This is a genomic window from Cellulosimicrobium cellulans, from assembly GCF_007679345.1.
Classification (GTDB): domain Bacteria; phylum Actinomycetota; class Actinomycetes; order Actinomycetales; family Cellulomonadaceae; genus Cellulomonas; species Cellulomonas cellulans_A.
The window spans coordinates 49,852-75,598 of the sequence record NZ_VEGH01000003.1; the positions used below are offsets into that span (position 1 = coordinate 49,852).

General features: G+C 79.2%; 25 protein-coding genes. 14 read left to right on the forward strand and 11 right to left on the reverse strand.

Features of this window, described 5'->3' with window-relative positions; all coding sequences use genetic code 11:
* Window positions 1-7: 7 nt before the first annotated feature.
* On the forward strand, window positions 8-790 hold the full coding sequence (locus FS882_RS04590) for a class I SAM-dependent methyltransferase (RefSeq protein ID WP_158371360.1): 783 nt from the start codon (window positions 8-10) through the stop codon (window positions 788-790).
* A 9-nt stretch (window positions 791-799) separates the two neighbouring features.
* Here FS882_RS04590 and FS882_RS04595 read toward each other — a convergent pair whose 3' ends face one another.
* The 10 genes from FS882_RS04595 to FS882_RS04640 all read right to left on the reverse strand — a co-directional run bounded on the left by FS882_RS04595 (window position 800) and on the right by FS882_RS04640 (window position 10,608).
* Entirely contained in the window at window positions 800-1,537 is a 738-nt protein-coding gene (locus FS882_RS04595; protein ID WP_158371363.1) for a DinB family protein, read from the reverse strand.
* Between the two features lie 100 nt (window positions 1,538-1,637).
* Window positions 1,638-2,462, reverse strand: coding sequence for an alpha/beta fold hydrolase (locus FS882_RS04600; protein ID WP_158371366.1), 825 nt, complete (start codon window positions 2,460-2,462; stop codon window positions 1,638-1,640).
* Between the two features lie 39 nt (window positions 2,463-2,501).
* On the reverse strand, window positions 2,502-3,533 hold the full coding sequence (locus FS882_RS04605) for an NAD(P)/FAD-dependent oxidoreductase (RefSeq protein WP_158371369.1): 1,032 nt from the start codon (window positions 3,531-3,533) through the stop codon (window positions 2,502-2,504).
* Window positions 3,530-4,075, reverse strand: coding sequence for an isoprenylcysteine carboxyl methyltransferase family protein (locus FS882_RS04610; RefSeq protein ID WP_158372036.1), 546 nt, complete (start codon window positions 4,073-4,075; stop codon window positions 3,530-3,532). The genes FS882_RS04605 and FS882_RS04610 overlap by 4 nt, the downstream gene beginning before the upstream one ends.
* Window positions 4,076-4,080: 5 nt before the next feature.
* Window positions 4,081-5,304: a 3-oxoacyl-[acyl-carrier-protein] synthase III C-terminal domain-containing protein gene (locus FS882_RS04615; protein WP_316043617.1), complete on the reverse strand. Its 1,224-nt coding sequence runs from the start codon at window positions 5,302-5,304 to the stop codon at window positions 4,081-4,083.
* A complete protein-coding gene (locus tag FS882_RS04620; protein WP_158371374.1) occupies window positions 5,238-6,086 on the reverse strand; it encodes a UbiA family prenyltransferase in 849 nt (282 codons plus the stop codon). The genes FS882_RS04615 and FS882_RS04620 overlap by 67 nt, the downstream gene beginning before the upstream one ends.
* Before the next feature lie 84 nt (window positions 6,087-6,170).
* A complete protein-coding gene (locus FS882_RS04625) occupies window positions 6,171-6,842 on the reverse strand; it encodes a PAS and ANTAR domain-containing protein (RefSeq protein WP_158371377.1) in 672 nt (223 codons plus the stop codon).
* A 128-nt stretch (window positions 6,843-6,970) separates the two neighbouring features.
* Entirely contained in the window at window positions 6,971-8,212 is a 1,242-nt protein-coding gene (dinB, locus tag FS882_RS04630; RefSeq protein ID WP_158371380.1) for a DNA polymerase IV, read from the reverse strand.
* Between the two features lie 42 nt (window positions 8,213-8,254).
* Window positions 8,255-8,635: a hypothetical protein gene (locus FS882_RS04635; RefSeq protein WP_158371382.1), complete on the reverse strand. Its 381-nt coding sequence runs from the start codon at window positions 8,633-8,635 to the stop codon at window positions 8,255-8,257.
* A 104-nt stretch (window positions 8,636-8,739) separates the two neighbouring features.
* A complete protein-coding gene (locus FS882_RS04640) occupies window positions 8,740-10,608 on the reverse strand; it encodes an anthranilate synthase family protein (RefSeq protein ID WP_158371385.1) in 1,869 nt (622 codons plus the stop codon).
* Window positions 10,609-10,818: 210 nt separating this feature from the next.
* Here FS882_RS04640 and FS882_RS21560 point away from each other — a divergent pair, with 210 nt between their 5' ends.
* The 13 genes from FS882_RS21560 to FS882_RS04705 all read left to right on the forward strand — a co-directional run bounded on the left by FS882_RS21560 (window position 10,819) and on the right by FS882_RS04705 (window position 24,810).
* Window positions 10,819-11,118, forward strand: coding sequence for an ArsR/SmtB family transcription factor (locus FS882_RS21560; RefSeq protein WP_158371387.1), 300 nt, complete (start codon window positions 10,819-10,821; stop codon window positions 11,116-11,118).
* Complete coding sequence (locus tag FS882_RS21565; RefSeq protein ID WP_158371389.1) at window positions 11,115-11,504, forward strand: VOC family protein; 390 nt, start codon at window positions 11,115-11,117, stop codon at window positions 11,502-11,504. The genes FS882_RS21560 and FS882_RS21565 overlap by 4 nt, the downstream gene beginning before the upstream one ends.
* A 172-nt stretch (window positions 11,505-11,676) precedes the next feature.
* Window positions 11,677-12,174, forward strand: a complete 498-nt coding sequence (locus FS882_RS04655; RefSeq protein WP_262348066.1) for a hypothetical protein — start codon at window positions 11,677-11,679, stop codon at window positions 12,172-12,174.
* A 229-nt stretch (window positions 12,175-12,403) separates the two neighbouring features.
* Entirely contained in the window at window positions 12,404-13,285 is an 882-nt protein-coding gene (locus FS882_RS04660; protein WP_158371392.1) for a manganese catalase family protein, read from the forward strand.
* Between the two features lie 10 nt (window positions 13,286-13,295).
* Entirely contained in the window at window positions 13,296-14,183 is an 888-nt protein-coding gene (locus FS882_RS04665) for a hypothetical protein (RefSeq protein ID WP_158371395.1), read from the forward strand.
* 89 nt (window positions 14,184-14,272) lie between these two features.
* On the forward strand, window positions 14,273-14,716 hold the full coding sequence (locus FS882_RS04670; protein WP_410053265.1) for a phage holin family protein: 444 nt from the start codon (window positions 14,273-14,275) through the stop codon (window positions 14,714-14,716).
* The gene (locus FS882_RS04675; RefSeq protein WP_158371400.1) at window positions 14,709-15,350 is read left to right on the forward strand and encodes a DUF3618 domain-containing protein; all 642 of its coding nucleotides are present in this window, start codon (window positions 14,709-14,711) and stop codon (window positions 15,348-15,350) included. The genes FS882_RS04670 and FS882_RS04675 overlap by 8 nt, the downstream gene beginning before the upstream one ends.
* Before the next feature lie 115 nt (window positions 15,351-15,465).
* The gene (locus FS882_RS04680; protein ID WP_158371402.1) at window positions 15,466-16,437 is read left to right on the forward strand and encodes an ABC transporter ATP-binding protein; all 972 of its coding nucleotides are present in this window, start codon (window positions 15,466-15,468) and stop codon (window positions 16,435-16,437) included.
* An 80-nt stretch (window positions 16,438-16,517) separates the two neighbouring features.
* Window positions 16,518-17,186, forward strand: coding sequence for an ABC transporter ATP-binding protein (locus FS882_RS04685; protein ID WP_158372040.1), 669 nt, complete (start codon window positions 16,518-16,520; stop codon window positions 17,184-17,186).
* The gene (locus tag FS882_RS04690) at window positions 17,183-20,578 is read left to right on the forward strand and encodes an FtsX-like permease family protein (protein WP_158371405.1); all 3,396 of its coding nucleotides are present in this window, start codon (window positions 17,183-17,185) and stop codon (window positions 20,576-20,578) included. The genes FS882_RS04685 and FS882_RS04690 overlap by 4 nt, the downstream gene beginning before the upstream one ends.
* On the forward strand, window positions 20,575-23,298 hold the full coding sequence (locus tag FS882_RS04695) for an FtsX-like permease family protein (RefSeq protein WP_187365135.1): 2,724 nt from the start codon (window positions 20,575-20,577) through the stop codon (window positions 23,296-23,298). Before FS882_RS04690 ends, FS882_RS04695 begins: the two co-directional genes overlap by 4 nt.
* Window positions 23,299-23,481: 183 nt before the next feature.
* Window positions 23,482-23,775, forward strand: coding sequence for a hypothetical protein (locus FS882_RS04700; protein WP_158371410.1), 294 nt, complete (start codon window positions 23,482-23,484; stop codon window positions 23,773-23,775).
* An 81-nt stretch (window positions 23,776-23,856) separates the two neighbouring features.
* Window positions 23,857-24,810 (forward strand): M15 family metallopeptidase, encoded by a 954-nt coding sequence (locus tag FS882_RS04705; RefSeq protein ID WP_158371412.1) that lies wholly within the window; start codon window positions 23,857-23,859, stop codon window positions 24,808-24,810.
* Window positions 24,811-24,822: 12 nt separating this feature from the next.
* Here FS882_RS04705 and FS882_RS04710 read toward each other — a convergent pair whose 3' ends face one another.
* Window positions 24,823-25,698: a formate/nitrite transporter family protein gene (locus FS882_RS04710; protein WP_262348067.1), complete on the reverse strand. Its 876-nt coding sequence runs from the start codon at window positions 25,696-25,698 to the stop codon at window positions 24,823-24,825.
* Window positions 25,699-25,747 lie beyond the last annotated feature (49 nt).

Consider the following 25,747-nt stretch of genomic DNA (forward strand, 5'->3'; position numbering starts at 1 on the left):
TGGGGGTGTGCCCGAGGACCCCGACCGTGCGCCTGACGACGACGGCGCGCCTGACACCTGGACCGCGCTCGCCGGCGACTGGGCCGCGTCCTGGGGCGGGTTCGCCGGTCCGGCCCGCGCGGCGCTGCTGGACGCGACAGGGGCCGGTCCCGGCACCCGGCTGCTCGACGTCGGCTGCGGCACCGGCGAGCTGCTCGCCGAGGCGGCGGCCCGGGGCGCCGCGGCGGCGGGCGCGGACATCGCACCGGGGATGGTCGCCCGGGCTCGGCGCGCGGCGCCGGGGGCGGACGTCCGGGTCGCGGACGCGGCGGGCCTGCCGTGGCCCGACGGCGTGTTCGACGTCGTCGCGGCCGTGAACGTGCTGCACCTGGCCGACGACCCGGGTGCCGCCGTCGCGGAGGTGGTCCGGGTGCTGGTGCCGGGCGGGCTGCTCGCGGTGTGCGGCTGGGCCGAGCGGGACCGGTGCGAGCTCGACGCCGTCGAGGCCGCCCTGGCGGCGGACGACGGCGAGGAGCCCGGCCCCGAGGGGCCGCTGCGCCGCGAGGAGCCCGTGCGCGCGCTGCTGGCCGGGGCGGGGCTGGAGGTCGAGCGCGTCACGCTCGTCGAGGTGCCCTGGACCGCGGCGGACGAGCGCGCGCTCGTGCGCGGCCTGCTGCTCGGGGAGGACGCCGCGGGGCTCGCGGAGCGCGGGCCGGTGGTGGTCGCGGCGGCCGAGCGGTTCCGGGGTCGCGACGGGTCGTACCGGCTGCGGAACGCGTTCCGGCTCGTGGTGGCGCGCGCCCCGGCGTGACCCCGGGGGTCAGCGGATCGCGTCGAGGTCGCGGACGGCGTACCGGTGGTGCTCCCACTCCTCCTCGAGGATCGTGTGCAGGCAGGAGAGGACCGTCTCGGGGTACTCGGGCGCCCACGGGTTCGCGCGGGTCGCGGCCAGGTCCGCCGGCGTGACGCCCGCCAGGTAGTCGCGCACCATCGCGACCCGGCCGGCCCGCACCGCCAGCACCTCCTCCCAGGCGGGCGCCGCCTCCGCGAACACGGACGGGTCGTGGCCGTCCGCCGCGTACTCGACGTTCGGCTGCCCGATCGGGTGATAGGGCCGTTCGACGCCGAGCACCGCGCCGCGCAGCCAGGTGTCCGTGGCCATGACCAGGTGCCGCACCGTCTGCGCGAACGACCACTCGCCGTCGACCTGCACGTCCACCGTGCCCGCCGGCAGGGTCGCGACGCGCTCCAGGGTGGCCGCCCAGGTCGCCTCGACCGCGGCCCACGCCCGCCGCAGGCCCTCGGGGTCGGCGGCACGCCGCTGCGACCGTCCCGGGAACCGCCGGTCGAGCTCGGCGTCGACCAGGGGCGCCACGTCCACCCCGTTGACCAGCAGCGAGCCCCCGTCGAGCAGCCAGGGCGCGTCGATGTCGGCGCCGGCGATCTCCACCCCGCGCATGACGACGCCCGACAGGTCCGCGCGGATCAGCCGTGCCCCGTGCAGGTCGGCGTCGACGAGGCGCGCCCCGTGCAGGTCGAGCCGGTCGGTCGTGGTCATGTCGCCCCCAGGTGCGCTCGCCGGGCCACCAGTCAAGCCCGCGGCGGCCGCGCGCACCAGACCCCGGGTCGCGCCCGCCGGCCGGGGTGCGCCCCCGCGGTCAGCCGGCGGCCTGCGCGCGCAGGAACGCCCGCACCGTCGCCGCGGCCTCGGCGCTGTCCAGGTGCAGCCCGTGCCGTGCCCCCGGGACCACGGCCAGCCGCGCCCCGGGGATCGCCGCCGCGAGCCGCTCCGCGGACGCGAGCGCCGCCAGCCGGTCCTCGGTCCCGTGCACGACGAGCGTGGGGGCGGCGATCCGTCCCAGCGCGTCCAGCGCGGCGTGCTCCGTGCTCGCCCGGTACAGGGCCCGGAGGGTGGGCCGGTCGGCGTCGAGCGCGAAGAACGTCCGCACCTCGTCGGCGTGCGCGGCGGCCCAGGCGTCGTCGAAGAACAGCCGCGTGCGCGCCGCCCCGTCCCCGCGGAGCAGCAGCCGGTGCGCCTCGGCGTCCCGCGGCACGCCGTCGCCGGGGCCCGCGCTGGTCGCCAGCAGCACGAGCGACGCCACGCGTCCCGGGGCGTCGACGGCGAGCCACTGCGCGACCTTGCCGCCCATCGAGTGCCCCACGACCTGCGCCCGCTCCACCCGGGCGGCGTCGAGGACCGCCCGGACGTCGCGGGCCAGGTCGCGCGTCGTGAGCCCGTCCGGGACGCGGCCGCCCGGCCCCGGCTCGGTGCCCGCGGCACCGCGCTGCTCGGTGCGCAGCACCCGGAACTCCGTGGCGAGGTCCGCCGCGACCCGGTCCCAGCCGGCCGCCGCGGTCGCCTGGCCCTGGAGCAGCAGCACCGGGCTGCCCGCCCCCTGCTCCTGCCACCGCAGCGGGGTGCCGTCGTCGGCGGTGGCGGTGGTGGTCGCGGAGGGGGTCGGGCCGGGGGACGAGCTGGTCACCGCCCGACGGTAGCCGAGCCCGGCCGCGCGGCACCCGCGTCAGCGCGCCAGGCGCTCGACCGCCCCGGCGAACACCGGCGGCAGCCGCACCGCCGCCGGCACCAGGGCGCCGCGCAGCGGCGACGTCGCCACGGCCACCAGCGTCGAGGTCAGCAGCCGGTAGTCGCGGGTGGCGGCCGCCCAGGCCCGCTCGTACCCCGCGGGGTCGTCCAGGTGCGCCACGGCGGCGACCGCCTGCGCGAACCCGAGCCGCAGCCCCTCGCCGGTGAGCGCGTCGACGTACCCCGACGCGTCGCCGACGAGCCGCACCCGGCCCGCCGTCCGGGCCCGCGTGCGCTGCCGCAGCGGGCCGGCGCCGCGGTCGGCGGCGTCGACCGGGGCCCCCGCGAGCCGGTCGGCGAGGGCGGGCATGGCGGCCAGCTCGGCGTCGACGTCGACGGGCGCCGGCCCGAGCAGCGCCACGCCGACGAGCCCGGGGCCGACCGGGGTCACGTACGCCTCGGCGCGCCGGCCCCAGTGCACCTCGACGAGGTCGGTCCACGGGGCGGTCCGGTAGTGGCGGCGGACGCCGAACCGCCGGGCGGGCCCGCCGCGCGGCGCCGCCTCGAGCCCCGCGAGCCGCCGGACCGTCGAGTGCAGCCCGTCGCACCCGAGCAGCCACCGGGCCCGCACCCCGGCCGCCGTCACGCCGCCGCCGTCCTGGGCGAGCGTCCCGACCCGGCCGGCCAGCCGCTGCACCCCCGCCGCCTCGGCCCGCTCCGCCAGCGCCGCGTGCAGGACGGTGCGGCGCACGCCGCGGCCCGGCGACCCGGCGAACCGGTGCTCGGCGCGCAGGTCGTCCCGGACGTACGCGATCCCGGCGAGCGGGCGCCCGGCCGGGTCGACGTCCCACCGCCGCAGCAGGTCGACGGCCCGCGGCATGAGGCCCTCGCCGCACGCCTTGTCCACGGGGGTGCCGCGGGGCTCGACCACGAGCGCGGACAGCCCGGCGCGCCGAGCCTCCAGGGCCGCCGCCAGCCCCACCGGGCCGCCGCCGACGACCAGCACGTCGACGTCGGGGGAGCCGGTCACCGTCCCGGTGCGGGCACGGGGTCGCCGCCCCCGCCCGCCGCCCGCAGGGCGCGCTCCTCGGCGGGGATCCGGAACCCGAGCAGCAGCACGGCGTTCAGCACCGTGAAGGCGGCCGCGGTCACCCAGGCGGTGTGCACCAGCGGCAGCGCGATGCCCTCGACGACGACCGCGACGTAGTTGGGGTGCGGGATCCACCGGTAGGGGCCGCGGTCGACCAGGGGCAGGCCGGGAACCACGATGACCCGGGTGTTCCACCGCGGCCCGAGCGTCGCGATGCACCACCAGCGCAGGGCCTGGCTCGCCAGCACGAGCACGAACGCCGGCCAGCCGAGCCAGGGCAGGAACGGCCGGTCGGCCAGGTGGGCCTCCAGCACGCAGGCGAGCAGCAGGCCCGTGTGCAGCGCGACCATCGGCGGGAAGTGCCCGCGCCCGGACTCGACGCCGCCGCGCGCGAACGACCAGCGCGCGTTGCGGGAGGAGACGACGAGCTCGACGAGCCGCTCGACGGCCGTGAGCGCGACCAGGACGTCGAACCACACCAGCGAGGTCACGACGCCGCCCCGGGCCAGCGCAGCGCGACCAGCTCGGCGCCGACCCCGGGCCCGAACGCCAGGACGGCGCCGAGGGCGCCCGGGTCGGGCGGCGGTCCGGCGAGCACGTCGGCCAGCACGTGCAGCACGGCGGCCGAGGACAGGTTGCCCGCCCGGGCGAGCACGGCGCGGGACCCCGCGAGCGCCGCCGGGTCGAGGCCGAGCGCGTCCTGGACCGCGTCCAGGATCTTCGGACCGCCCGGGTGCACCACCCAGCGCGCGACGTCCGGGGCCCCCGCGCCGAGCGGCGCGAGCAGGGCGGCGACGTCCGGGGCGGCGTGCGCGGCCACGGTGCCCGCCATCCCGCCGGACAGCACGATGCGGAAGCCCGACCCGCCGACCTGCCACCCGAGGTCGTGCTCGGTCCCCGGGTAGAGCGCGCTCCGCGCACCGACGACCTCGGGGCCGTCCAGGCCGAGCGCGGCCGCCCGGCGGTCGCCGACCAGCACCGCCGCGGCCGCGCCGTCGCCGAACAGCCCGCTGGCGACCAGGTTCGCGGTCGAGTCGTCGTCGTGCTGCAGGGTGAGCGAGCAGAGCTCCACCGACAGCAGCACCGCCACCTCGTCCGGGTGCCCGGCGAGGTGGTCGTCGACCCGGGCGAGACCCGCAGCCCCTCCCGCGCAGCCGAGGCCGAAGCTGGGGACGCGCCGCACGTCGGGCCGCAGCCCGAGCCGCCCGACGAGCAGCGCGTCGAGCGACGGCGCGGAGACGCCGGTGACGGTGGTGAAGAACAGGTGGTCGACGTCGGCGGGCCGCAGCCCCACCGCGCCGAGCGCGTCGGTGACGGCGCGCGCGGCGAGCTCCAGCCCCTCGCGGAGGAACACGTCGTTGGTCTCGCCGAACGACGTCAGCCCGGCGTACTTCTCCAGCGGCAGCACCGTGTGCCGGGTGCCGATGCCGCTGGACGCGTGCACGCGCTCCAGGAGCGCGCGGCGCCGGGGGTCCCGGGTCACCAGCCCCGCCACCTCCGCGGTGATCTCGGCCTGCGGGTAGACGTGCTCGGGGAGCACGGGGGCGACGGCCGCGATGCGGGACATGCCACGATGCTGCCCTCCGCGCCTCGCGGCCGCGACCGGTCGGCCCGCGCGGGCCCGGGCGCGGGCCGGCGGACGCGTCACCCCTGCACGACCAGCAGGACGACCGCGACGGCGGCGACGGCCATCGCGGCCCCGAACGGCCACCGGCTCGCGGGCCGCGCGAGGCCCACCGCGGCGCCGGACGCGGCCAGCCCCACCGCGAGCGCGAGGCCGGCCACGGTTGCGGCCCCGGGCGCCCCCGGCGGCCCGAGCGCGACCACGGTGACCGCGGCGAGCAGGATGCACGCCGCGCCGGACGCGGTCCGCCGCCGCCCGAGCCGGTGCGGCAGCCCGCGCACGCCGGTCGCGGCGTCGTCCTCCAGGTCGGGGAGCACGTTCGCGAGGTGCGCGCCGACCCCCAGCAGCGCCCCGCCGGCGGTGACCCACCACGGCCCCAGCACGTCCCCGCCGGGCACCCCGAGGGTCGCGACCGACGGCAGCCCGCCGAACGCGACGGCGTAGGGGAGCCAGGACCAGACGGTCGACTTGAGGCGGGCGTTGTACGCCCACGCGATCGCGACCAGCGCGAGGTGCAGCAGCGCCGCGGCGGGCCCGAGGGCGAGGGAGAGCGCCGCGCACGCGGCGAGGGCCAGCAGCGCGGCACGGCGCAGCGCGGCGACGGTCACGGTCCCGGCGACCACCGGTTTGTCCCGGCGCCCCACCGCGAGGTCCCGGTCCGCGTCGATCCAGTCGTTCGACCAGCCGACCGAGAGCTGGCCCGCCAGGACGGCGGCGGCCACCAGCAGCGCGCGGCCCGCGGCCGCACCGGCCGCGCCCCCGGCGTAGGCGCCGGCGAACACGGTGACCGCGAACGCGGGCGGGGCGTGGGCGGCACGGACCAGCGCGGCGGCGCGCAGCGCGGTCGTGGGTGCGGCTGCCGGCGGCATGGCCCTCCTCGCCCCGGGGCCCGCCGCGGCGGCGCGCCCGTGCAGCCGACCGTAGCCGGGCGGGGCGCGGGCGGCCCGGGGAGGTCAGGCGCGGACGCCGGCCACGGCGGTGCGGTGCGCGGGCGCGAGCAGCCCGTCCAGGAACGCGCAGACCCGGCCCGGGTCGTGCTGCAGCGTGGGCAGGGCCCCGACGATGGCGCGGGCGAGCACCCGGATCGGCACGTTGGCGTCGTTCGACGCCGCGCGCAGCACCCGGAACGCCGCCTCCGGGTCGAGCTCCCGGACGAACGCGACGACCCCGACGGCCTGGTCGATCGCCGACCGGCTCTCCGCGGCCGCGGCGATCGCCACCGTGGCGGCGGCCTGCGCGCGGTCGTCCACGACGTCGGTCAGGTCCACGAAGTAGCCCGCGACCTCGACCGGCCCGCCGAGCGGGGCCCGGCCCTGCCCCTCGCCGACGACGGCCACCACCCGCGCCCGGCCCCGTGCGTCCACGATGCGGTGCACGGCGGAGAACGCGCGGCCGGTGCGGCTCGCCGCGTCGAGCTCCGCGACCGCGCGCTCCCGCTCGTCCGGGTGGGCGTGGGCGAGCAGCAGCTCGGTGGTGGGGACCACCTCGTGCGGCGCGAAGCCGTGGATCGCGTACACCTCGTCCGACCACCACCAGTGCTGCGTCGTGACGTCGAGCCGGTACGAGCCCGCATGCGTGCGGGCCCCGGGGCCCGGAGCACGCTCCGGGCCGGTGGTGGGGATCATGGGGCCGCCCCCGTTCGGGTCCCTGGCGCCCCGAGCGGTCGGCTCCACCCCGGGCACCGATGTTGCGACCGACGGTACGCGCGCGGGCACGACCGCGACACCCGGGGCGGCGGCCGGCGCACCGGGCGTCACGGCGGGTCCTCCGGGTCCTCCGGCAGCGTCGGCACCGCCAGCCCGGACCCGCGCCGGAGCAGCGCGCCGCGCACGATCGCCCCGGTGCCGAACCGGTCGGCGACCGCGTCGACCGCGGCGTCCAGCCCGTCCGGGGCCGGCCCGTCCAGGTCCAGCTCCGGCTGCCAGTGGTCGTCCGGCTCCAGCCCGGTGAGCGCCACGCCCACCAGCGTGGTCCCGCGCTCGGTCAGCAGCGGCGCGGCCTCGGCGAGGAGCGCGCCGGCCGTCGCGCCGATCTGGGCGCCCGACGCGGTGGCGAACGCGAACGAGCGGGACCGGGTGGCGGACGTGTAGTCGGCGAACCGCAGCCGCAGCACCACGGTCCGCGCGAGCCGGTGCCCGGCGCGCAGCCGCCGGCACACCCGGTCGACCAGGCCGAGCAGGGCGGCGCGCACCTGCGCGGGGTCGTGCGGGCCGCGGCCGAGCGCCCGCTGCGCACCGACCGACCCGCGCCGCCGCCCCGTCTCGACCCGGTCCGGGGTGCGCCCGTGCACGACGGCGTGCAGGTGCCGGCCCATGGCGGGCCCGAGCGCGTGCTCGAGGACCGACCGGGGGAGAGCGGCGACGTCCCCGGCGGTCCGGAGCCCGAACGCGTGCAGCCTGTCCGCCGTCACGGCGCCGACGCCCCACAGCACCTCCAGGGGCAGCGGGTGCAGGAACGCGTCCTCGCGGTCCGGGTCGACGAGGAGCAGCCCGTCGGGCTTGGCGACCCGGCTGGCGACCTTGGCGAGGAACGGCGTCCGGGCGACGCCGACGGTGATCGGCAGCCCGACCTCCTCCCGCACCCGCTCGCGGAGCCGCGCGCCCAGCCGGACCGGCGCCGCGTCGACGCGGTGCAGGCCGCGCACGTCCAGGAACGCCTCGTCGATCGACACGCCCTGCACCGCCGGCGTGGTGTCGCGGAAGATCGCGAAGACCGCACGGCTGGCGGCCGTGTACGCCTCGAACCGCGGTCGCACCACCACCAGCCCGGGGCACAGCGACCGGGCCTGCCGCGCGCTCATCGCGGTCCGGACGCCGCGGCGCTTCGCCTCGTAGGACGCCGCGAGCACCACGCCGCCCCCGACGGCCATCGGGCGCCGGCGCAGCCGGGGGTCGTCGCGCTGCTCCACGGAGGCGTAGAACGCGTCGAGGTCGGCGTGCAGGATCCCGGCGACGGGCGGGTCGAGCGGGTCGGGCGGGTCGGGCGGCGAGGGCATGGAACACATGTTCGACCCGGGGTCTGACACCCCCGCCCGGTCCTACAGCGGCGGCCCGTCCATCCGGGTCGCCAGGAGGCCGGAGCCCAGGAGCGCGCCCAGGGCCGCGCCGCCCAGCCCGAAGCCCAGGGCGCCGACGTCCCCCAGCGCGACCAGCCGCACCAGCGACGCCAGCAGCAGGGCGGCGCCCGCCAGCAGGGCCGCCAGCCCGAGCGCCGCGAGCAGCCCGTCGACGAACGTCGCCCGGGTGGCCCCGGGGTCGAGCAGCCAGCCCGTGCCGAGCGCGGCGGCGGCGGCCAGGGGGAGCAACAGCGCGCCGCCCGGCCGGCCGAACCAGCCCGGGACGAGCAGCAGCACGGCGCCCGCCAGGGTGACGACGGCGAGCCAGCCGGAGGCGGTCGAGACGCCGGTGCGCGAGGCCATGGGAGGTCACGCTAGCGGGCGCGCCGCCGGGCCGCCGTCGCGCCGCCGCCGTCGCGCCGCCGCCGCGCCGCCGCCCCGCCGCCGTCGTCCGGTGCCGGCCGGTGTCACCCGGCGTCGGCCGCGGGGGCGAGGGCGTGGCCCACCAGCCGGCGCAGCGTCGCCAGCCCGTCGGAGGACAGCACGCTCTCCAGGTGCCCCTGCACGGAGGCGACGCGCGGGCCGCGCAGCGCGTGCACGACACCGGCGGGGTCGGCGGCCACGTCGAGCCCGAGCAGCGGCGTCCGGGCCTCCCCGGGCAGGTGCCGGGCGGCGAACGTGTTGTAGAAGCCGATCGCCGGCCGCTCGCCGAACACGTCCACCTCCAGCCGCACGCCCTGGCGCGGGGCGGGCAGCGGCGCGACCGGCAGGCCGGCCTGGAGCGCGAGCACCTGGTGGCTCAGGCAGACCGCGAGCACCGGCGCGCCGGTGCCCAGCCGCCGCGCGAGCAGCGCGTGCAGGCGCGCCACCCGCGGGTCGTCGAGGCGGCGCGGGTCGCCGGGTCCGGGCCCGAGCACCAGCAGGTCGGCGTCGGCGTCGTCCGGCACGTCCTGCCACGGCACGACCCGGGCGTCGAGCCCGAGGTGCCGCAGCTGGTGGGCCAGCATCGTCGTGAACTGGTCCTCGGCGTCCACCACCAGGGCGGTGCGGCCCGCGACGGCCGGGTCCGGCTCGATCGCCTGGGGCCGCAGCCAGAACGCCGCGAGGCGGTCGTTGCGCGCGGCCAGCGCTGCCGCGACCCCCGGTTCGTCGGCCAGCACCGGGGCCCCGCCGCCGCCCACCGGCGCCACCGCCCCGATGGCGGTGAGCACCCCCGCGGCCTTCGCGTGCGTCTCGGCGACCTCGCCGTCGGGGGAGGAGTGCCGGACCAGCGTGGCGCCCACCGGCACGGTGACCCGGCCGGTGGCGTCCAGGTAGGCCGTGCGGATGAGGATGGGCGCGTCCACCTCGTACCCGGGCGCGCCGTCGGGCCGCGTCGTGCCGTCCGGCTCCAGCAGCGCCAGCACGCCCGAGTAGTAGCCGCGGGGCGTCGTCTCGTGCCGGGCGATCACCGCGCAGGCGTTGCCCATCGGCGACCCGGTGACCGTCGGCGCGAACATCGTCAGCCGCAGCACCTCCCGCACGTCGAGGTCGGTGCGGCCCTCGAGCACGTACTCGGTGTGCGTGAGCCGGGACATCTGCGCCAGGTACGGCCCCAGGATGCGGCCGCCGTCGGGGCAGACGGCGCTCATCATCTTCATCTCCTCGTCGACCACCATGAACAGCTCCTCGCTCTCCTTGGTGTCGGCCAGGAAGGCGAGGAGCTCGGCGCCGGTCGGCTGCGCGGCGCCGTGCCGGAAGGTGCCGCTGATCGGGTTCATCCGCGCGACGCCCCCGGACACGGACACGTGCCGCTCGGGGGTGGCGCCGGCCGCCGCGAGCCCGGGCGTCCGCACGGCGAACGTCCAGTAGGCGCCGGACTCGCGCTCCAGCAGCGCGCGGAACCAGCCGAGCACGGCCGGCCCGGGCGCGGCGTCGGTGCGGGCCACGAAGTCCCGGCGCAGCACGAAGTTCGCGCCCTCGCCGCGGCCGATCTCGTCCTCGATCACGGCCCGGACGCGGTCGGCGTACGTCGCGTCGTCGACGTCGAAGCCCACGGGCTCCACCGGCACGGCGGCGGGGAGCACCGCCAGCGCGTCGGCGAGCGGCACCCGCTCGCGGTCCCGGACGAGCAGGCAGCGCAGCGGGGCGCCGTCGTCGTGCGCGGCGAAGCCCCGCTCGCGGACCTGCCGGAACGGCACGAGCGCGAGCACCGTGCCGCCGTCGAGCGGCACGTCGGCCAGCCGGTCGACGTCGAGCACGTCGCCGACCAGGACGTCCAGCCAGTCCGCCCCGCGGCGGTGCAGCACCGCGAAGGGGGTGGCGTCGTCGTCGAGCAGGGAGCGGAGCAGGGTCATCGCGGGAGCCGTTCGGTCGGGGACCGGGTGGTCCCGCCGCGCCCGCGGCCACGACCACCCGGATCAGGGGCGGTCGTCGACGCGTCGAGGGGTCCGCCTAGGAGGCGGGCCACCAGCTCTGCGTCGTGAACATGCGCCCACGGTACTGCACGCCCGGCCCGCGACGGCCGGGGGTTGATAGGCAACCGTACGGTTGCCTATGGTGGCGCCGTGGACGAGGTGTTCCGGGCGCTGGCCGACCCGACGCGGCGACTGCTCCTCCAGGAGCTGCGCCGGCGGGACCGGCAGACCCTGTTCGAGCTGTGCACCCGGCTCATCACCGCCCACGGGGTCGCCGTCACGCGGCAGGCGGTCTCGAAGCACCTGGGCGTGCTGGCCGACGCCGGTCTGGTCCAGGTCACCCGGGCGGGGCGCACCACCGTGCACCGCCTCGACCCCGGTCCGCTCGCCGGCGTCGCCGGCTGGCTGGCCGCGATGTCCGCACCCGCAGCTCCCGAGGAGTCCCCGTGATCATCACCACCGCCTCCGTGTTCGTCGACGACCAGGCCAAGGCGCTCGCCTTCTACACCGACGTGCTCGGGTTCCGTCCCAAGAACGACGTCCCGCTCGGGGCCCACCGCTGGCTCACGGTCGTGTCGCCCGAGGCGCCGGACGGCGTCGAGCTGCTGCTGGAGCCGGGGGAGCACCCGGCGGTCGGGCCGTTCAAGGCCGCGCTGGTCGCCGACGGCATCCCATTCACCAGCTTCGGCGTCGCCGACGTGCACGCCGAGCACGCCCGGCTCGAGGCGCTCGGCGTGCGGTTCGTCCAGCCGCCGACCGCGGCGGGTCCGGTCACCGTCGCCGTCCTGGACGACACCTGCGGCAACCTGATCCAGATCGCCTCGGCGGCGGGCTGACCGGCCCGGCGCGCGCGGCCGCCCGCGCCGAGGGGGCCGCCCGCGCCGAGGGAGGCCGCCCGCGCCGAGAGAGCACCCGACACGTCGAGCGGGTAGTCGCCGACTACCCGCTCGACGCGTCCCGTACTCGCTCGCGGTGGTGGGCCCGGGCGGGTCGCCGCACGATGGCCGCATGAGCGACGACGCACCGCAGCAGCAGCCCGCCGACCGGCCCGAGCCCTCGCGGGGCGGTGGCTCCGCCGAGCGGCCCGACGCGGCCCACCTGCCGCCCGAGGGCGTCCCCGACGCCGTGGTGGAGGCCGTCGGCGGCGTGACCGCCGCGTTCGAGGTGGTCGAGCACGCCCGCGGCATGCTCTACGCCTTCCACCGGCTCATCGGCCGGGCCGACGCCGAGCTCGCCGAGGCGCTGGACCGGCTCGCCGACGCGGGGCACCCCGACGTCGCCGAGGAGCTGCGCGCCGAGATCGTCGGCCGGAACGTGCTCGAGGGGCGCTGGACGTTCCAGGTCGTCGAGGACTTCGACGACGGCTACTACCGGGCGTTCGCCGACGCCGAGCGCCGCACCCGCGACCGGCTGGTGGCCGGCCGCCGGCACGTCTACGAGTCGCAGCTGAAGGAGCGCAACCGCACGCACGGGCGCCCGGGCCACGAGGCGCGGCCGCCCGGCTGACCGCCGCGGGCATCGGGGCCGCGGGCGCGCAACCACCCGCTCGGGAGGCGGGTTCACCCGGACGGACCTAGCGTCGTGGCAGGCGACGGGTCTGGTCCCGTCGTCCTCGTGCCGGTGCAGCAGGGCGCCGGCGCCACGCCCGGTCCGGCGTGGCGCCCGACCGGCGCCCCTCCGCGACCGCGGCTCCGCAGACGACACTGCCCCGGGGTCCCGGGGCGCGGAGGTCGCGATGTTCTTCCACCGTCAAGAGCTGCAGTTCAAGTCCACGCCCGACAAGCCGGACGCCGTGTACGCCCGCAAGCTCCAGGAGGTCCTGGGCGGGCAGTACGGCGAGATCACGGTCGCGATGCAGTACGGGTTCCAGTCCTGGAACACGCACCTGCCCGGGAAGTACCGCGACCTGCTGTACGGCATCGGTGCCGAGGAGTTCGGCCACGTCGAGATGCTGGCGACGATGATCGCGCAGCTGCTCGAGAAGGCCCCCATCGGGATCACCGAGGAGGCCGTGCAGAAGGACCCGACCATCGCCGCGATCATCGGCGGCACGGACGTCCAGCACGCCATCGTCGCCGGCGCGGGCGCCCGCCCGGTCGACAGCAACGGCAACCCGTGGAGCGCCGGCTACATCACCGCGAGCGGCAACCTGCTGGCCGACTTCCAGGCGAACGCGAACGCCGAGATGCAGGGCCGCGTCCAGGTGGCCCGGCTCTACCACATGACCGACGACAGCGGCGTCCGGGACCTGCTCGCGTTCCTGCTGGCGCGGGACACCATGCACCAGAACCAGTGGATCGCCGCGGCGCGCGAGCTGCAGGAGGAGGGCTTCGAGGGCATCCCGACCCCGAGCAACTTCCCGATCGACCAGGAGCACCGCGAGGTGTCCTACCAGTACATCAACTTCTCGGACGGGGCCGACGCCGACAAGGGCTCGTGGGCCTCGGGCCCGACCCCGGACGGCCTGGGCGAGTTCACCTACGTCGCCGAGCCGCCCGCCGGCGTGCCGATGCCGCCGCCCACGCAGCCCGACCCGCGGCTGTACGGCACCACGGCCAAGCCCAACCCGGTGGAGAAGGCCACCGGGAAGCTCAAGGACACCTTCAAGAGCGAGTGAGGAGGACGCGATGAGCACCGAGGACAGCGGCGCAGCCGCAGCGGTGGGGACGGCGAAGGAGCAGGCGTCCGGACTGGCGCACGCGGCCGCGGACAGCGGCCAGGGGGTGCTGCACGAGGCCAAGGGCCAGGCGGCGGACGTCGTCCACGAGGCGACGAGCCAGGCGCGGGACCTGCTGGGCGAGGCGCGCGCCGGCCTGACCAGCCAGGCGTCGGACCAGCAGGCGCGGGCCGCCTCCAGCCTCCGGTCGCTCGGTGACGAGCTCGGCCGGATGGCGGACGGCTCGGAGCAGGGCGGTCTCGCGGCCGACCTCGTCCGGCAGGTCGCCGGGCGCACCGGGTCGGTGGCGAGCTGGCTCGAGAACCGCGAGCCGGGTGACGTGCTGGGCGAGGTCACCGACTTCGCGCGGCGCCGGCCCGGGGTGTTCCTGGCCCTCGCGGCCGGCGCCGGCGTGCTCGCCGGGCGGCTGACGCGCGGGCTGAAGGACGCCCCGCCGTCGACCGGCTCGACGGGACCGACCCGCACGACGGGGTCGACCGGTTCGTCCCTGCCCGGCGCGACCACCGGCCTGTCCACCCCGACCGCGGGCTCCGCGGGCGGGTCGCCGGCGGCCACCACGCAGGACCTGTCCCCGGCGCTCGCCGCCACGGGCGGCCCGGGCGTGGTCGCGGGCGGCACGGCGGAGGTGACCGACGTCGACGCCGAGTTCGGCGGCGGGCAGCACCGCGAGCCGGGCCCGGTCGACGACGGTGGTCCGGGCTCCGAGGAGCAGGCCTGGGCGGCGGCGGGCGGCGAGGCCCCGGTCACCCCGACGCCGGGCCACCTCCCGACGGCCGACGACCAGGGCACGGCGGGCGGCGACCCGCTGGCCGGCCTCCGACGCGAGGACCAGCCGTGACCGGGCCGGGGGACCCGACCGTCGCCGCGGCCCCCGGCGCGGGTCCCGGAGGAGCGGGCACGGGCGGCACGGCGGGCGGCGTCCCTCCCCTGGGCGACGCCCCCGGCACGGCGCCGGCGGGGACGGCACCGTCCGGGGCGGGCGAGGACCGCCCGTCGCTCGGCGACCTGATCGGCAACGTCACGCAGGACCTCTCGGCGCTGGTGCGCCAGGAGGTCGAGCTGGCGAAGGCCGAGCTGACGCAGTCCGCCAAGCGGGCCGGCCGGGGGAGCGGCATGCTCGCCGGCGCCGGCGTCGCCGGGCACTTCGTCCTGCTGTTCCTGTCCGTCGCCCTGTGGTGGGCGCTGTCCCACCCGCTGGGTCACTCGTGGTCGGCGCTGGTCGTCGCGGTGATCTGGGGCGTGATCGCGGCGGTGCTCGCGCTGCGCGGGCGCGCCGAGCTGCAGCGGGTCAAGGGAGCGCCGCGCACGGCGGAGACGGTCAAGAAGATCCCGAACGCCCTCAAGGGTGACGAGGAGGCGAACCATGAGTGAGAACCCGGACGAGATCCGCGCCCGGATCGAGGCCACCCGCGCGGACCTGAGCGCGAACGTGGACGCGGTGGGCGACGCGCTGGACCCGCGCCAGGTGGCGCACCGCCAGGCCGAGAGGGTCCGCAGCAAGGTCGGCTCGGTCCGCGACCGCGTCATGGGCACGGTGCACGACGCCCGCGACACGGTGAGCGGGGCGGCGGGCAGCGCGTCGGGCTCGGCGCACTCCGCGGCCGGCTCGGCGTCGTCCGCGGCGCACAGCCTCGCCGAGGGGGTGCAGGGCGCGCCGTCGACGGTCGCCCGCAAGGCGGAGGGCAACCCGCTGGCGGCGGGCCTGATCGCCTTCGGCGTGGGCTGGCTGGCGGCGTCGCTGCTGCCCTCCTCGCAGAAGGAGCAGCAGGCGGCCCAGGCGGTCAAGGACCAGGCGCAGCAGCTCGCCCCGCAGGTCAAGGAGGCCGCGGGCCAGGTCGTCGACGAGCTGCGCGAGCCGGCGCAGCAGGCCGTGGACCAGGTCAAGGAGCGCGCCACCGAGGCGGTCGGCACCGTCAAGGAGCAGGGCACCCAGGCCGCGAGCGACCTGAAGGACCAGGCGCAGGAGTCGGCCCAGGAGGTGCGGCAGGCCCCGCAGCAGGGCTGACCCGCACCGACGACGCCGCCCCGGGGGCAGCACGCTCCCGGGGCGGCGTCGCGCGCGCCGCCCGCCACCGCCGCGACGGGCGGGTAGAGTCCCGCCGTCGTCCGAGGGGGGCACCGTGCAGCGCAGCATCGTGGAGGAGCTCGGCGACCGGCTCGCGGCGCCCGAGGAGTTCGGCAGCCGGGCCCTGGTCGCCTGCGACGCGGTCGTGCGCATCTTCCGGTCCGGCGGGGTGGAGGTGCAGGCCCTGCAGGGGCTCGACCTGCTGGTGCACGCCGGGGAGATGGTCGCCGTCGTCGGCGCCTCGGGGTCCGGCAAGTCGACCCTGCTGCGCATCCTGTCGGCGGCGGACACGCCGAGCGCCGGGCGGGTCCGCGTCGGCCGCTGGGACCTCGGCGCGCTGAGCGCCCGGGACCGGGTGACCTACCGCCGCACCGTGGTGGGCACCGTCCGGCAGCAGACCGCCCGGAACCTCGTGCCCTATCTCACCGCGCGGCAGAACGTCGCGCTGCCCCTCACCCTCGCGGGCGCGCCGCGTCGGCAGCGGACCGCGCGGGCGGGCGAGCTGCTCGACCTGGTCGGCCTCGCGGACGCGGGCGGCCGCCGCCCCGCCGAGCTGTCCGGCGGGGAGCAGCAGCGCGTGGCGATCGCCGTGGCGCTGGCCAACGGCCCCCGGCTGCTCCTGGCGGACGAGCCGACCGGCGAGCTGGACACGGTCACCGGGCAGCAGGTCTTCGACGCGCTGCGCGCCGCGCAGCGGGACGCCGGCACCACGGTGGTCGTCGTGACGCACGACCCGACGGTCAGCGGTCAGGTGGAGCGCACGGTCGCCATCCGGGACGGGCGGACCAGCAGCGAGGTGCTGCGCCGGTCCCACGTGGGCGACGACGGCGCCGCCGCGGTGGTGGCCGAGGAGTACGCCGTCATGGACCGCGCGGGCCGGGTGCAGGTGCCGCGGGAGTACCGCGAGGCGCTCGACCTGACCCGGCGGGTGCGGCTCGCGCTGGAGGCGGACCACGTCGCGGTGCGGCCCGACGACTCCGGGACGGGCGCCGGCGGGCCCGGCCGCCGCCGGCACGGTGCCGCGTGACCGGGGACGCGCGCGCCGCGGAGACGGCCGGGGCCGCCCCGGCGGGGACGACGCCGGGCGGGGGGAGCGCGCCCGGTCCGATGGTCCGGGTCCGCGGCGTGCACCGCACCTACGGGTCCGGCCGGTCCGCCGTGCACGCGCTGCGCGGCGTCGACCTGGACGTGGCACCCGGCGAGCTCGTCGCGCTGGTGGGCCGGTCCGGGTCGGGCAAGACCACCCTGCTCAACGTCGTCGGCGGCCTGGACCGTCCGGACGCCGGGTCGGTGCACGTCGACGGGACCGACGTCGCGGCCCTGGACCCGGCCGGCCAGGTCCGGCTGCGCCGGGACGTCGTCGCGTTCGTGTTCCAGACGTTCGGGCTGGTGCCGGTGCTGAGCGCGGCGGAGAACGTCGCCGTGCCCCTGCGGCTGCGGGCGCTGCCGGTCGCCGACCGCGAGCGCCGGGTGGCCCTGCTGCTGCGGCTCGTGGGCCTGGACGGGCACGCGGGCCTGCGCCCCGACGAGCTGTCCGGCGGCCAGCAGCAGCGGGTCGCGATCGCCCGCGCGCTCGCCGGGTCGCCGCGGCTGCTGATCGCCGACGAGCCCACGGGCCAGCTCGACACCGAGACCGGCCTCGCGGTGATGGCGCTGATCCGTGCGGTCGTCGAGGCGGAGGGCATGGCCGCGGTGGTCTCCACCCACGACCCGGTGATGATCGGGTTGGCGGACCGGGCGGTGCGTCTGGTCGACGGGCGCGTGCTGCCGGCATGAGCGCCGCCTGGGCCCGGGAGGCGCCCGCGCTGGCGCGGCACCGCGCCCGGGCGCAGGCGCCGTTGCTGGCCGCCGTGACCGCCACCGCCCTCGTCGCGCTGACGGTGCTGGCGACGTGCGGTCTGCTGCTCACCTCCGGCCGGCGGGACGCGCTCGATGCCGCGCTGGCCGCGGCCGGGGTGAGCGGGACGCAGGTGGTGGCCCGGGTGGTCCCGCCCGCGGGGGCCGGCGCGGCGGACGCCGACGCGCTGGTGCCCGAGGTGGCGGCGGTGGCCGCGGCCGCCCTCGCCCCGCTGCCGGGCGCCGCGGTGACCTGGACGGAGTCGCCGCTGCTCGCGCTGCCCGCGGACCGCGCGGGCAGCGGGTCCGGCTCCGGTTCCCCGGACGACGCCGGGTCCCCGGACGACGCCGGGTCCCCGGACGACGCCGGGGGCGCGGGCTACGTCTACCTCTCCGACGCGGAGGACCTGCCCGGGGTCGCGCGCCTCGTGGCGGGGTCGTGGCCCGGGGACCGGGCGGGGGACGACGGGGCCGCCGTGGCCGACGCGGGGCCGGGTGCCGCGGGGGCGCCGGGGGCGGTCGACGTCGCCGTGCCGGCCGTCACCGCCGCGGCGCTGGGCCTCGCGCCGGGCGACACGCTCGTCCTGGCCCCGTCGCCCGACGCACCGGCCGCCCCGGCGAGCACCGTCGTGCGGGTGGTCGGCCTCTTCCAGCCTCTGCACCGGGGCGACCCCGGCACCCCGGTGTGGCGGCGGGACCTCCTCGGCGGCGCGGGCGTGGACCCGGACCACCCGCGCCCAGGGACCTCGGGCCGGCAGTCGTCGCCGGCGTACGGGCCGCTCGTGGTCGCCCCCGGCACGCTGCCTGCGGCCGGGACCGGCGTCGGTGCCGTCACGGTGACCCTCGTCCCCGAGCCGGCGGGGGCGCCGGTCGCGGCGCTGGAGCAGGCGGCGCGCGGCGCGGCGCGGCTCCGGCCCGCGCTCGTGGACGCGCTGGGCGGCCGCGTCGACCGCGCGGTCGTCCGGACGTCGTTGCCCGCGACCGTCGGCTCGGCCGCGACCCAGCACGCCGTGGCGGGGGCGGCGGTGCTGACGGCGGGTCTGGTCGGCGTCGCCCTGGCGGCCGCCGCGCTGCTGCTGGCGGGCCGGCTGCTGGCGACGCGACGGTCGGCCGAGCGCGCGCTCCTGCTGGACCGGGGGGCGAGCCGGCGCCAGCTGCTCGGCCTCGCCGTCGCGGAGGCGGCCGCCGTCGTGGTCGTGGCCGGGGCGCTGGCCGTTCCGCTGGGCGTGGCGGGCTACCACGCGCTGACGGCGGTCCCGCTGGTCGCCGGCGCCGGGATCGTGGCCCCCCGCGGCGTGCCGGTGCCCCTCGTGGTGACGGTCGCGGCCGGGGCGGTCGCGCTGCTGGCGGCGCTGGTCGCGCCCGCCGCCGGGCCCCCGGGCGGTCGCCGGCGTGCGGCGCGGGCGTCCCGGTTGGCGCGGTCGGGCGGCGACGTGCTGCTCGTCGCGGTCGCGGTGCTCGCGGCGCTGCGGCTGCGCGCAGGCGGGCCGGGGGACGCGGTGCGGGTGCTGGCGCCGGTGCTCGCCCTGCTCGCGGCCTCCGTCGTCCTGCTGCGCGTCGTGCCGCTGCTGGCGCGCCCCGCGGAGCGGCTCGCCCGCCGGTCGCGGCGGTTCGTGCTGCCCCTGGCCGCGCTCGACGTGGCGCGCCGGCCCCGGGCCGCGGTCGCGCTGCTCCTCCTGGTGCTCGCGGCCGCCGGTGCGACGTCCGCCGCGGGCTGGGCCGCGACCTGGTCCCGGTCGCAGGTGGAGCAGGCGCAGGTGCTCGTGCCCGCCCCGGTGGTCGCGTCCGACGTCCCGGGCTCGCCCACGGAGCAGGGCGCGCTCGTGCGGTCCCTGGCGCACGGCACGGCGCTCCCGGCGACCGACCGGGTCACGGGCTTCGGCACCCTCGCCGTGACCGGGCCCGAGGACGCGGAGCCCCGGCTGATCGCGGTCGACACCGGGGCGGCGGCGTTCGCCGGCCGCCTTCCGGAGGGGGCCAGCTGGCCGGCGCTGACCGCGGGGCTGGAGCCGGACGACGACGACCTCGCGGCGGCCCTGCCGTTCCCCGCGGGCGGTGCCCTCGCGGTCCGGGTGTCGGGGACCTCCGGGAGCGCGTACCCGCTGTCGGTCACGCCGACGCTCGTCCTGGACGACGGCCACGGCGTCCGGGTGCGCGCGGCCGGGGAGCGGGTGCCGCTCGACGGGGCCGAGCACGCCGTGCCCCTCACCACCCCCGGCGCGTTCGCCGCCGCGGACGGCGGGGCGCGGGTGCTGGCGGTCGTGCTGCAGGTGCACGCGGACGCCGTGCTGGACGAGGGCGAGGGCGGGGTCGCCGACGTCGCCGTCGCGGTGCGGTGGGACGGCGCGGACGGCACGGACGGCGCCGACGGCGCTGCGGCCGGCGGGACCGGGTCCGACGGGTCCGGCGGCTGGTCCGCGCGGCCCACCACCGCCACGCTCGCGAACCAGTCGCTCGCGGACCCCGCGGTGACCGCCGGGCCGGGCGTCGTGCGCGGCACCGGCGAGGTGGACGTGTCGCGGGCGTCCTACCTGCCGACCGTGGTCGTGCTCACCGCGTTCCCGCCGGCGGAGGTGCTGCCCGTGCTCGTGACCGAGGACCTCGCGGCGGCCGCGGGCCTGGCACCGGGGGACCCGCTCCAGGTCGCGGTCGGCGGCACGCCGCTGCCCGCGACCGTCGCGGCGGTGGCGCCGTACCTCCCGGGCGCGGTGGACGGCCCGGCGGTGCTCGCGGACCTGCGTGCCCTGGACCGGGTGGCCGTCGGTCAGGCCGAGGCGACCCCGCTGGTGGACGCCTGGTGGCTGCCCGCGGACGCCGACGTCGCCGCGCTGCGGGACGCCGGCGCGGCGGTGACGACCCGGGCCGGCGCCGCCGACGAGCTCCGGGCGGGCCCGCTGCGCGTCGGGGTGCTCGCCGCGCTCGGGCTGCTGGTGGTGGCCGCCGTCGCGCTCGCGCTGGTCGGCTGCGCGCTGCACGCCGTCGAGACCGCGGAGGACCGCGGACCGGAGGTGGCCCGGCTGCTCGCGGTGGGCGCGTCCCCGCGCTCGGTCGCCGCCGTCTCCGTCCTGCAGCACGTGGCGGTGGACGTCCTGGCGGTCGTCGGGGGCACCGCCGCCGGGGCCGCCGTCGCGCGGGCGCTCGCGCCGGCGCTGACGATCTCCGCGACCGGCGGCCGGCCGGTGCCGGAGGTGGCGCCCGTGTGGTCCTGGCCGGCCGCGGGCGGCATCGCGGCGGTGCTGCTCGTCGGGTCCGCCGCGGTGGTGCTCCCGGTCGTGACCGCGCTGGTGCGCCGCGCGTCCGCCGCGCACCTGCGCCTCGGGGACGCCGAGTGACCGGCCGGCACCGGGTCCGAGGCGCTCGCCGGCGCCCCGGTGTCGACCTGTCGACGCTGCCGCGGCGCGCGGCGGCGCAGCCCGGTCCGCTGGTGCTCGTCGCGGTCCTGGTCGCGCTGGTGGTGGCGCTGGTCGCCGCCGTGCCGCGCGCGGTGGCACGCGTGTCCGACGCGGCGGTGCAGGCGGCGGTGGCGCGCGCGGGCGCCGACACCGACCTGGTCCTCACGACCACGACCGCCTTCACCGAGACCGGGCAGGGCTACGACGGCTCCGCGGAGCTCGCGCGGGAGGCCGCGGACGCCGTCGCCTCCGGCCTGGCCCTGCGGCTGGGTCCCGTCCTGCGGCCGCCGGTGGTGTCGACCACGTCGACGCCGCTCGCGCTCCCGGCCGGGTCCGCCGACCCCGGCGCCGCCCGCGGCGAGACGTCGCTGCGGCTGGTGTGGACCCCCGCGGACGACGCGGTCGAGTGGACGTCCGGCGGCGAGCCCGCGGGCCCGGGGACCGCGTCCACGTCCGCGCCGGTCCAGGTCGGGCTCGCGGAGGACGTGGCGGGGGCGCTGGGCGCCTCCGCCGGGGACCCGCTGCACCTCGCCGCCGGCGACGGGACGCCGGTCGAGGCGCTGGTGTCCGGGGTGTTCCGGCCGGCCGACCCGGACGCGGCGACCTGGCACGACCTGCCCGACGTGCTGGAGCCGCGGGTGTCCCGGGTCGGGCCGGCGACGGTCACCACGGCCGCGGCGCTGCTGTCCGACGACTCGCTCGCGGCCGCGGTGGCGGCGGTCGGGCCGCGGGAGGTGCAGCGCACGGTCCGGGTGGCGTTCGAGCCCGGCCGGGTCGGCGCCGCCGCGGCGGAGCGGGTGCTCGGCGAGCTGCCGGCGGTCCAGGCGTCACCGGGCACGGTCGGCTGGGGCGCGGCCGGGGGCGCCCTGCACTCGAGCGCGGTCGGGGTGCTGCGCGCCGCGGTCGCGGAGCTCGCGGCGGCGCGGGCGGCGGCGACGGCGCTCGTCGTCGGCGGGGCCGCGGTCGGGGCGCTGCTCCTGGTCCTCGTCGCGGGCCTGCTCGCGCGCCGGCGGACCGGCGAGCTCGCCACGCGGCGGTCCCGCGGCGCGACGCTGCCCGCCCTCGCGGCCGAGCTCGCCGCCGAGGCGGTCGTGGTGGTCGGGCTGGGCGTCGCGGCGGGGCTCGGGCTGGCGGCGGCCGTCGTGCCCGGCCGGGTGCCGGTGGCCGCGGTGCTCGTCGTGGCGGCCGTGGCGGTGCCGGCCCTGCCGGCGGCGGCACTGCGCGTGGCGCGCGGGGACGCCGACCCCGCGCGGGGCCGGGCGCACGGCGGGGTGCGGGATGCCGGCGCCCGGCGGCTCGCGGCGGAGCTGGCGCTGGTCGCCCTGGCGGCGGGCGCCGTCGTGGTGCTGCGGTCGGGGGGAGCGGGGGACGGCGGACCCGCCCGCGCCGCGGCGGGTGGCGCGTCCGCGGCCACGGCCGCGCCGGACCTGCTCGCGGCCGCGGCGCCCGCGCTGCTCGCCGGGGTCGCGGCGGTGCTCGTCGCGCGCCTGCTGCCGGGGGCCGTGCACCGGCTCGCGCCCCTCGCGGAGCGTTCGCGCGGCGCCGTCCCCGTCCTCGCGGTCGCCCGGGCCCGGTCCGACGGGTTGGCGCCGCTGCCCCTGCTGGCGGTCGCCGCGGCGGCCGCGCTGGTGGTCGTCGGGGCCTCGTGCGTCACGGCCGTGCGGGACGGGCAGGAGGCGGCCGCGTGGGCGTCCGTCGGCGGCGACGCCCGGGTGGCGGGGGAGCCGGACGCCGACCTCGCGGCGGCGGCGGCGGAGTGGTCCGGGGCGCCCGGCGTGACCGCCGCGGTCGCCGCCCGCGTCGCGCGGGACGTGCCGGCGCGCACCGCCGCCGGGTCGACGCGGGTGGACGTGGTGGCCGGGGAGCCGGAGGCGCTCGCCGCCCTGGCGGGGGCGCTGGCGGCCACGGGGCACGCGTCGGCGGCCCCGGGAGCGGGGGACCCGGGGACCGAGGTCGCCGCCGGGGGCGAGGTCGTGCTGCGCTGGGACGGCGAGGAGCGCTCGGTGCACGCCCTGGGCCTCGCGGTGCCCCGGCCGTCCGCGGGCCGGGACGACGCGCGCGCGGTCGTCGCGGTGGACGTGACCGAGCTCGGCGGCGAGGCGGCCGTCCCGCCCACCACGGTGTGGCTCGTCGGCCCCGGGGCCGAGGCGGCGGTCCGCGCGGGCGCGCCGCCGGGGGACGCCGAGGTGACGGCGCGGTCGGCCGTCCTCGCCGACCTGCGGGCGGACGTGCTGCCCCGGGCGCTGGTGGGGGCGGCGGCCGCCTCCGTCGCCCTGCTGCTCGCGTTCGTCGTCCTCGCGGTGCTGGTCGCCGCGGCGGCGGGCGGCCCGGCGCGCCGCCGCACCCTCGACACGCTGCGCACCGTCGGTCTGACCGACCGCGAGGCCGGCGGTGTGGCCGCGGGCGAGGTGCTCCCCGCGGCGCTGCTCGCCAGCGCGGCGGGCGCGGTGGCCGGCTGGGCCGTGCCGCCGCTCGTGCTGGTCCCGCTGGGGCTCGCGGGCACGGGCTCCGGGCTGCCGGCCGCGCCCGGGTCGGTGGCCTGGGCCGCCGCCGCGCTACCCGTCGTGGCGGGGCTCCTCGCGGCCGCCGGGGTGCTGCGGGCCGAGCACGCGCGGCGGCGGACCCGCCGGCTCGGCGAGGTGTTGCGCACGGGCGCCTGACGGCGCGCCGTGGGCCGGAGGTCCCACCCAGGACCGGCCGTCCGCCACCCACCCGGGCCGCCTGCGCCACCTAGCGGTGGCGGTGCGCCACCCAGGCCACCACTCACCCGGCCGCCGGCCGCCCAGTCTGGACGGACGAGCCGCGGCGGACCGGCCGCCCGGCCCGACCCGCGGGAGACGCGCGTGCCGACCCAGTCCCGACCCGCCGCCGTGCTCGACGGCACCACCGACCCGCTGACCAAGGCCCGCCTGCTCGCCGCGGTGCTCGGCCGCCCGATGTCCGGCGCCGAGCTGGACCGGCGGGCGCGCGTCGACGGCGTCGCCGACGCGGTCGACGAGCTGGTGCTCGCCGGCTCGGTCCGGCGCACGCCCGACGGCGGGATCGAGCTCGACCCACGGCGCCGCACGGCGGCCCTCGACGCCCTGGCCCGTGATCTCGGGGCGGGCGACGCGCGGGCACGCCGCCCGCGCGCGTGACGCGGCAGGTCGGGCTGTCCCTGCGGGGCGATCCGTCGGAGACTGGGGGCTGACCCGCCCCCCCGGACCTGGAGCGACCTCGTGACGACGCGCCCGCAGCACCGCCGCCGCCCCACGCCGGGCGCCCACGGGCGGAGCGCACGGCGGAGGTTCGCCCGGCCCGTCCAGGTCGCGTCGGTCGCGGTGCTCGGCGGCCTCCTCGCCGCGGTGGCGTTCCAGGACGTGCCGGCCCCGCCGCGACCGGCCGACGGGCCGGCGGTCGCGGCGCCCGCGCGCGAACCGGCGCCCGCCCCGGCACCGGCCCTCGACCCGCCGGCGCTCGGCGCGCTCCCGGGGCCCGGTCCCACCGGCGTGGCCGCCCCGGCGGTGGTGCTGCCCCCGACCGAGGTCCCGGACGTCCCGGCGGCGGGCACCGCGCTGGTGCCGCCCGCGCCGGCGGGGCTCGACCTCGCGCTGCATTCCACCGACGACCCGGCGAGCCCGTGGGTGGTCGTCAACAAGGCACGCCCCCTGGACCCGGCCGGCTGGGCACCCGCGGAGCTGGCCGTCGTGGCGGGGTACCAGGTGCGCCCGGAGGTCGCCGACCCGCTCGCCCGGATGCTCGCCGCCGCCGCGGACGACGGCGTCACGCTCGCCCTGCGCAGCGCCTACCGCTCGTACGACGACCAGGTGCGGGTGCACGCCGACCTCGTGGCCCGGGTCGGTCAGCAGCGCGCGGAGGAGGTGAGCGCCCGACCGGCGCACAGCGAGCACCAGACGGGCCTCGCGGTCGACGTCGGCAGCACCACCCGGCCGGACTGCGACTTCCAGGACTGCTTCGGGGAGACCGACGAGGGCCGGTGGGTCGCCGCGCGGGCCGGCGAGTTCGGGTTCGTCGTGCGGTACTCCGCCGAGAACCGGGCGGTCACCGGGTACGCGCCCGAGGGCTGGCACCTGCGCTGGGTGGGCACGGACCTGGTGGCGGAGCTCGACCGCCGGGGTGTCACGACGCTCGAGGAGGCGTTCGGGCTGCCCGGCGGCCCGGACTACCGCTGAGCACCGCCCGTCCTACCGCGGGTCGTCCGGCGTGCTCGTCCCGCGGCCCTGCTGGCGCAGCCACTGCGAGTCGTCGTTGACGTAGGCGTAGTAGAGGCCGATCAGCAGCCCGCCGCCGATGAAGTTCCCGATCAGCGCGATCGCGACGTTCCCAGCCGCCAGTCCGACGTCCAGGCCCTCCTGCAGGCCGACGATCGTGAACAGGACCGTGTTCGCCACCGAGTGCTCGAGACCGAGGAACGCGAAGATGAACACCGACGTGATCATCACCAGGCACTTGGTCAGGTCGTCCTTGATCAGCCCGTTGTAGACCAGCAGCATCGCCACGTTGATGCAGAAGTTGCAGAGCACCGCCCGCACCAGCAGGTCGACCCAGCCCCCGGGCCCGTCCGCGACGTAGGCGAGCTTGTGCTCCACCGACGCGACCATCTCGTCGAGCGGGGCGCCGTCGACCAGCGTGGACAGGCGCAGCAGGACCGCGACGAACAGGCCGCCCACGGCGTTCCCGAGGTAGCACAGGCCGAGCATGCGCAGCGCCCGCAGCCAGCTGGTGCGGCGGTGGTACGCCCCGATCGAGACGATCATCATGTTCGAGGTGAGCAGCTCGGACCGCGAGTAGTAGATGAACACCAGCGCCCAGCCGAACACCACGGCGCCCACCAGCCGGCCGACCGGCCGCACCGAGCCGTCGCCGATGCCGGCGAACGCCCCGAGCACCGCGTAGTAGGTGGCGTAGAGCAGCCCGATGAGCACCCCGGCCATGGCCGCGCGCTGCAGGTACCGGCGCGCCAGGCCGCCGGACATCGTCGTCTTCGTCTCCAGCACCTCGAGGGCGGTGCTGATGAACTGCTTGCCCGGGAAGAGGGACTGCGGGTCGGCGGTGCTCACCGCGCACAGCGTGCCACACCGTGCACCCGCACGCCCTCCGGGTGAAGAC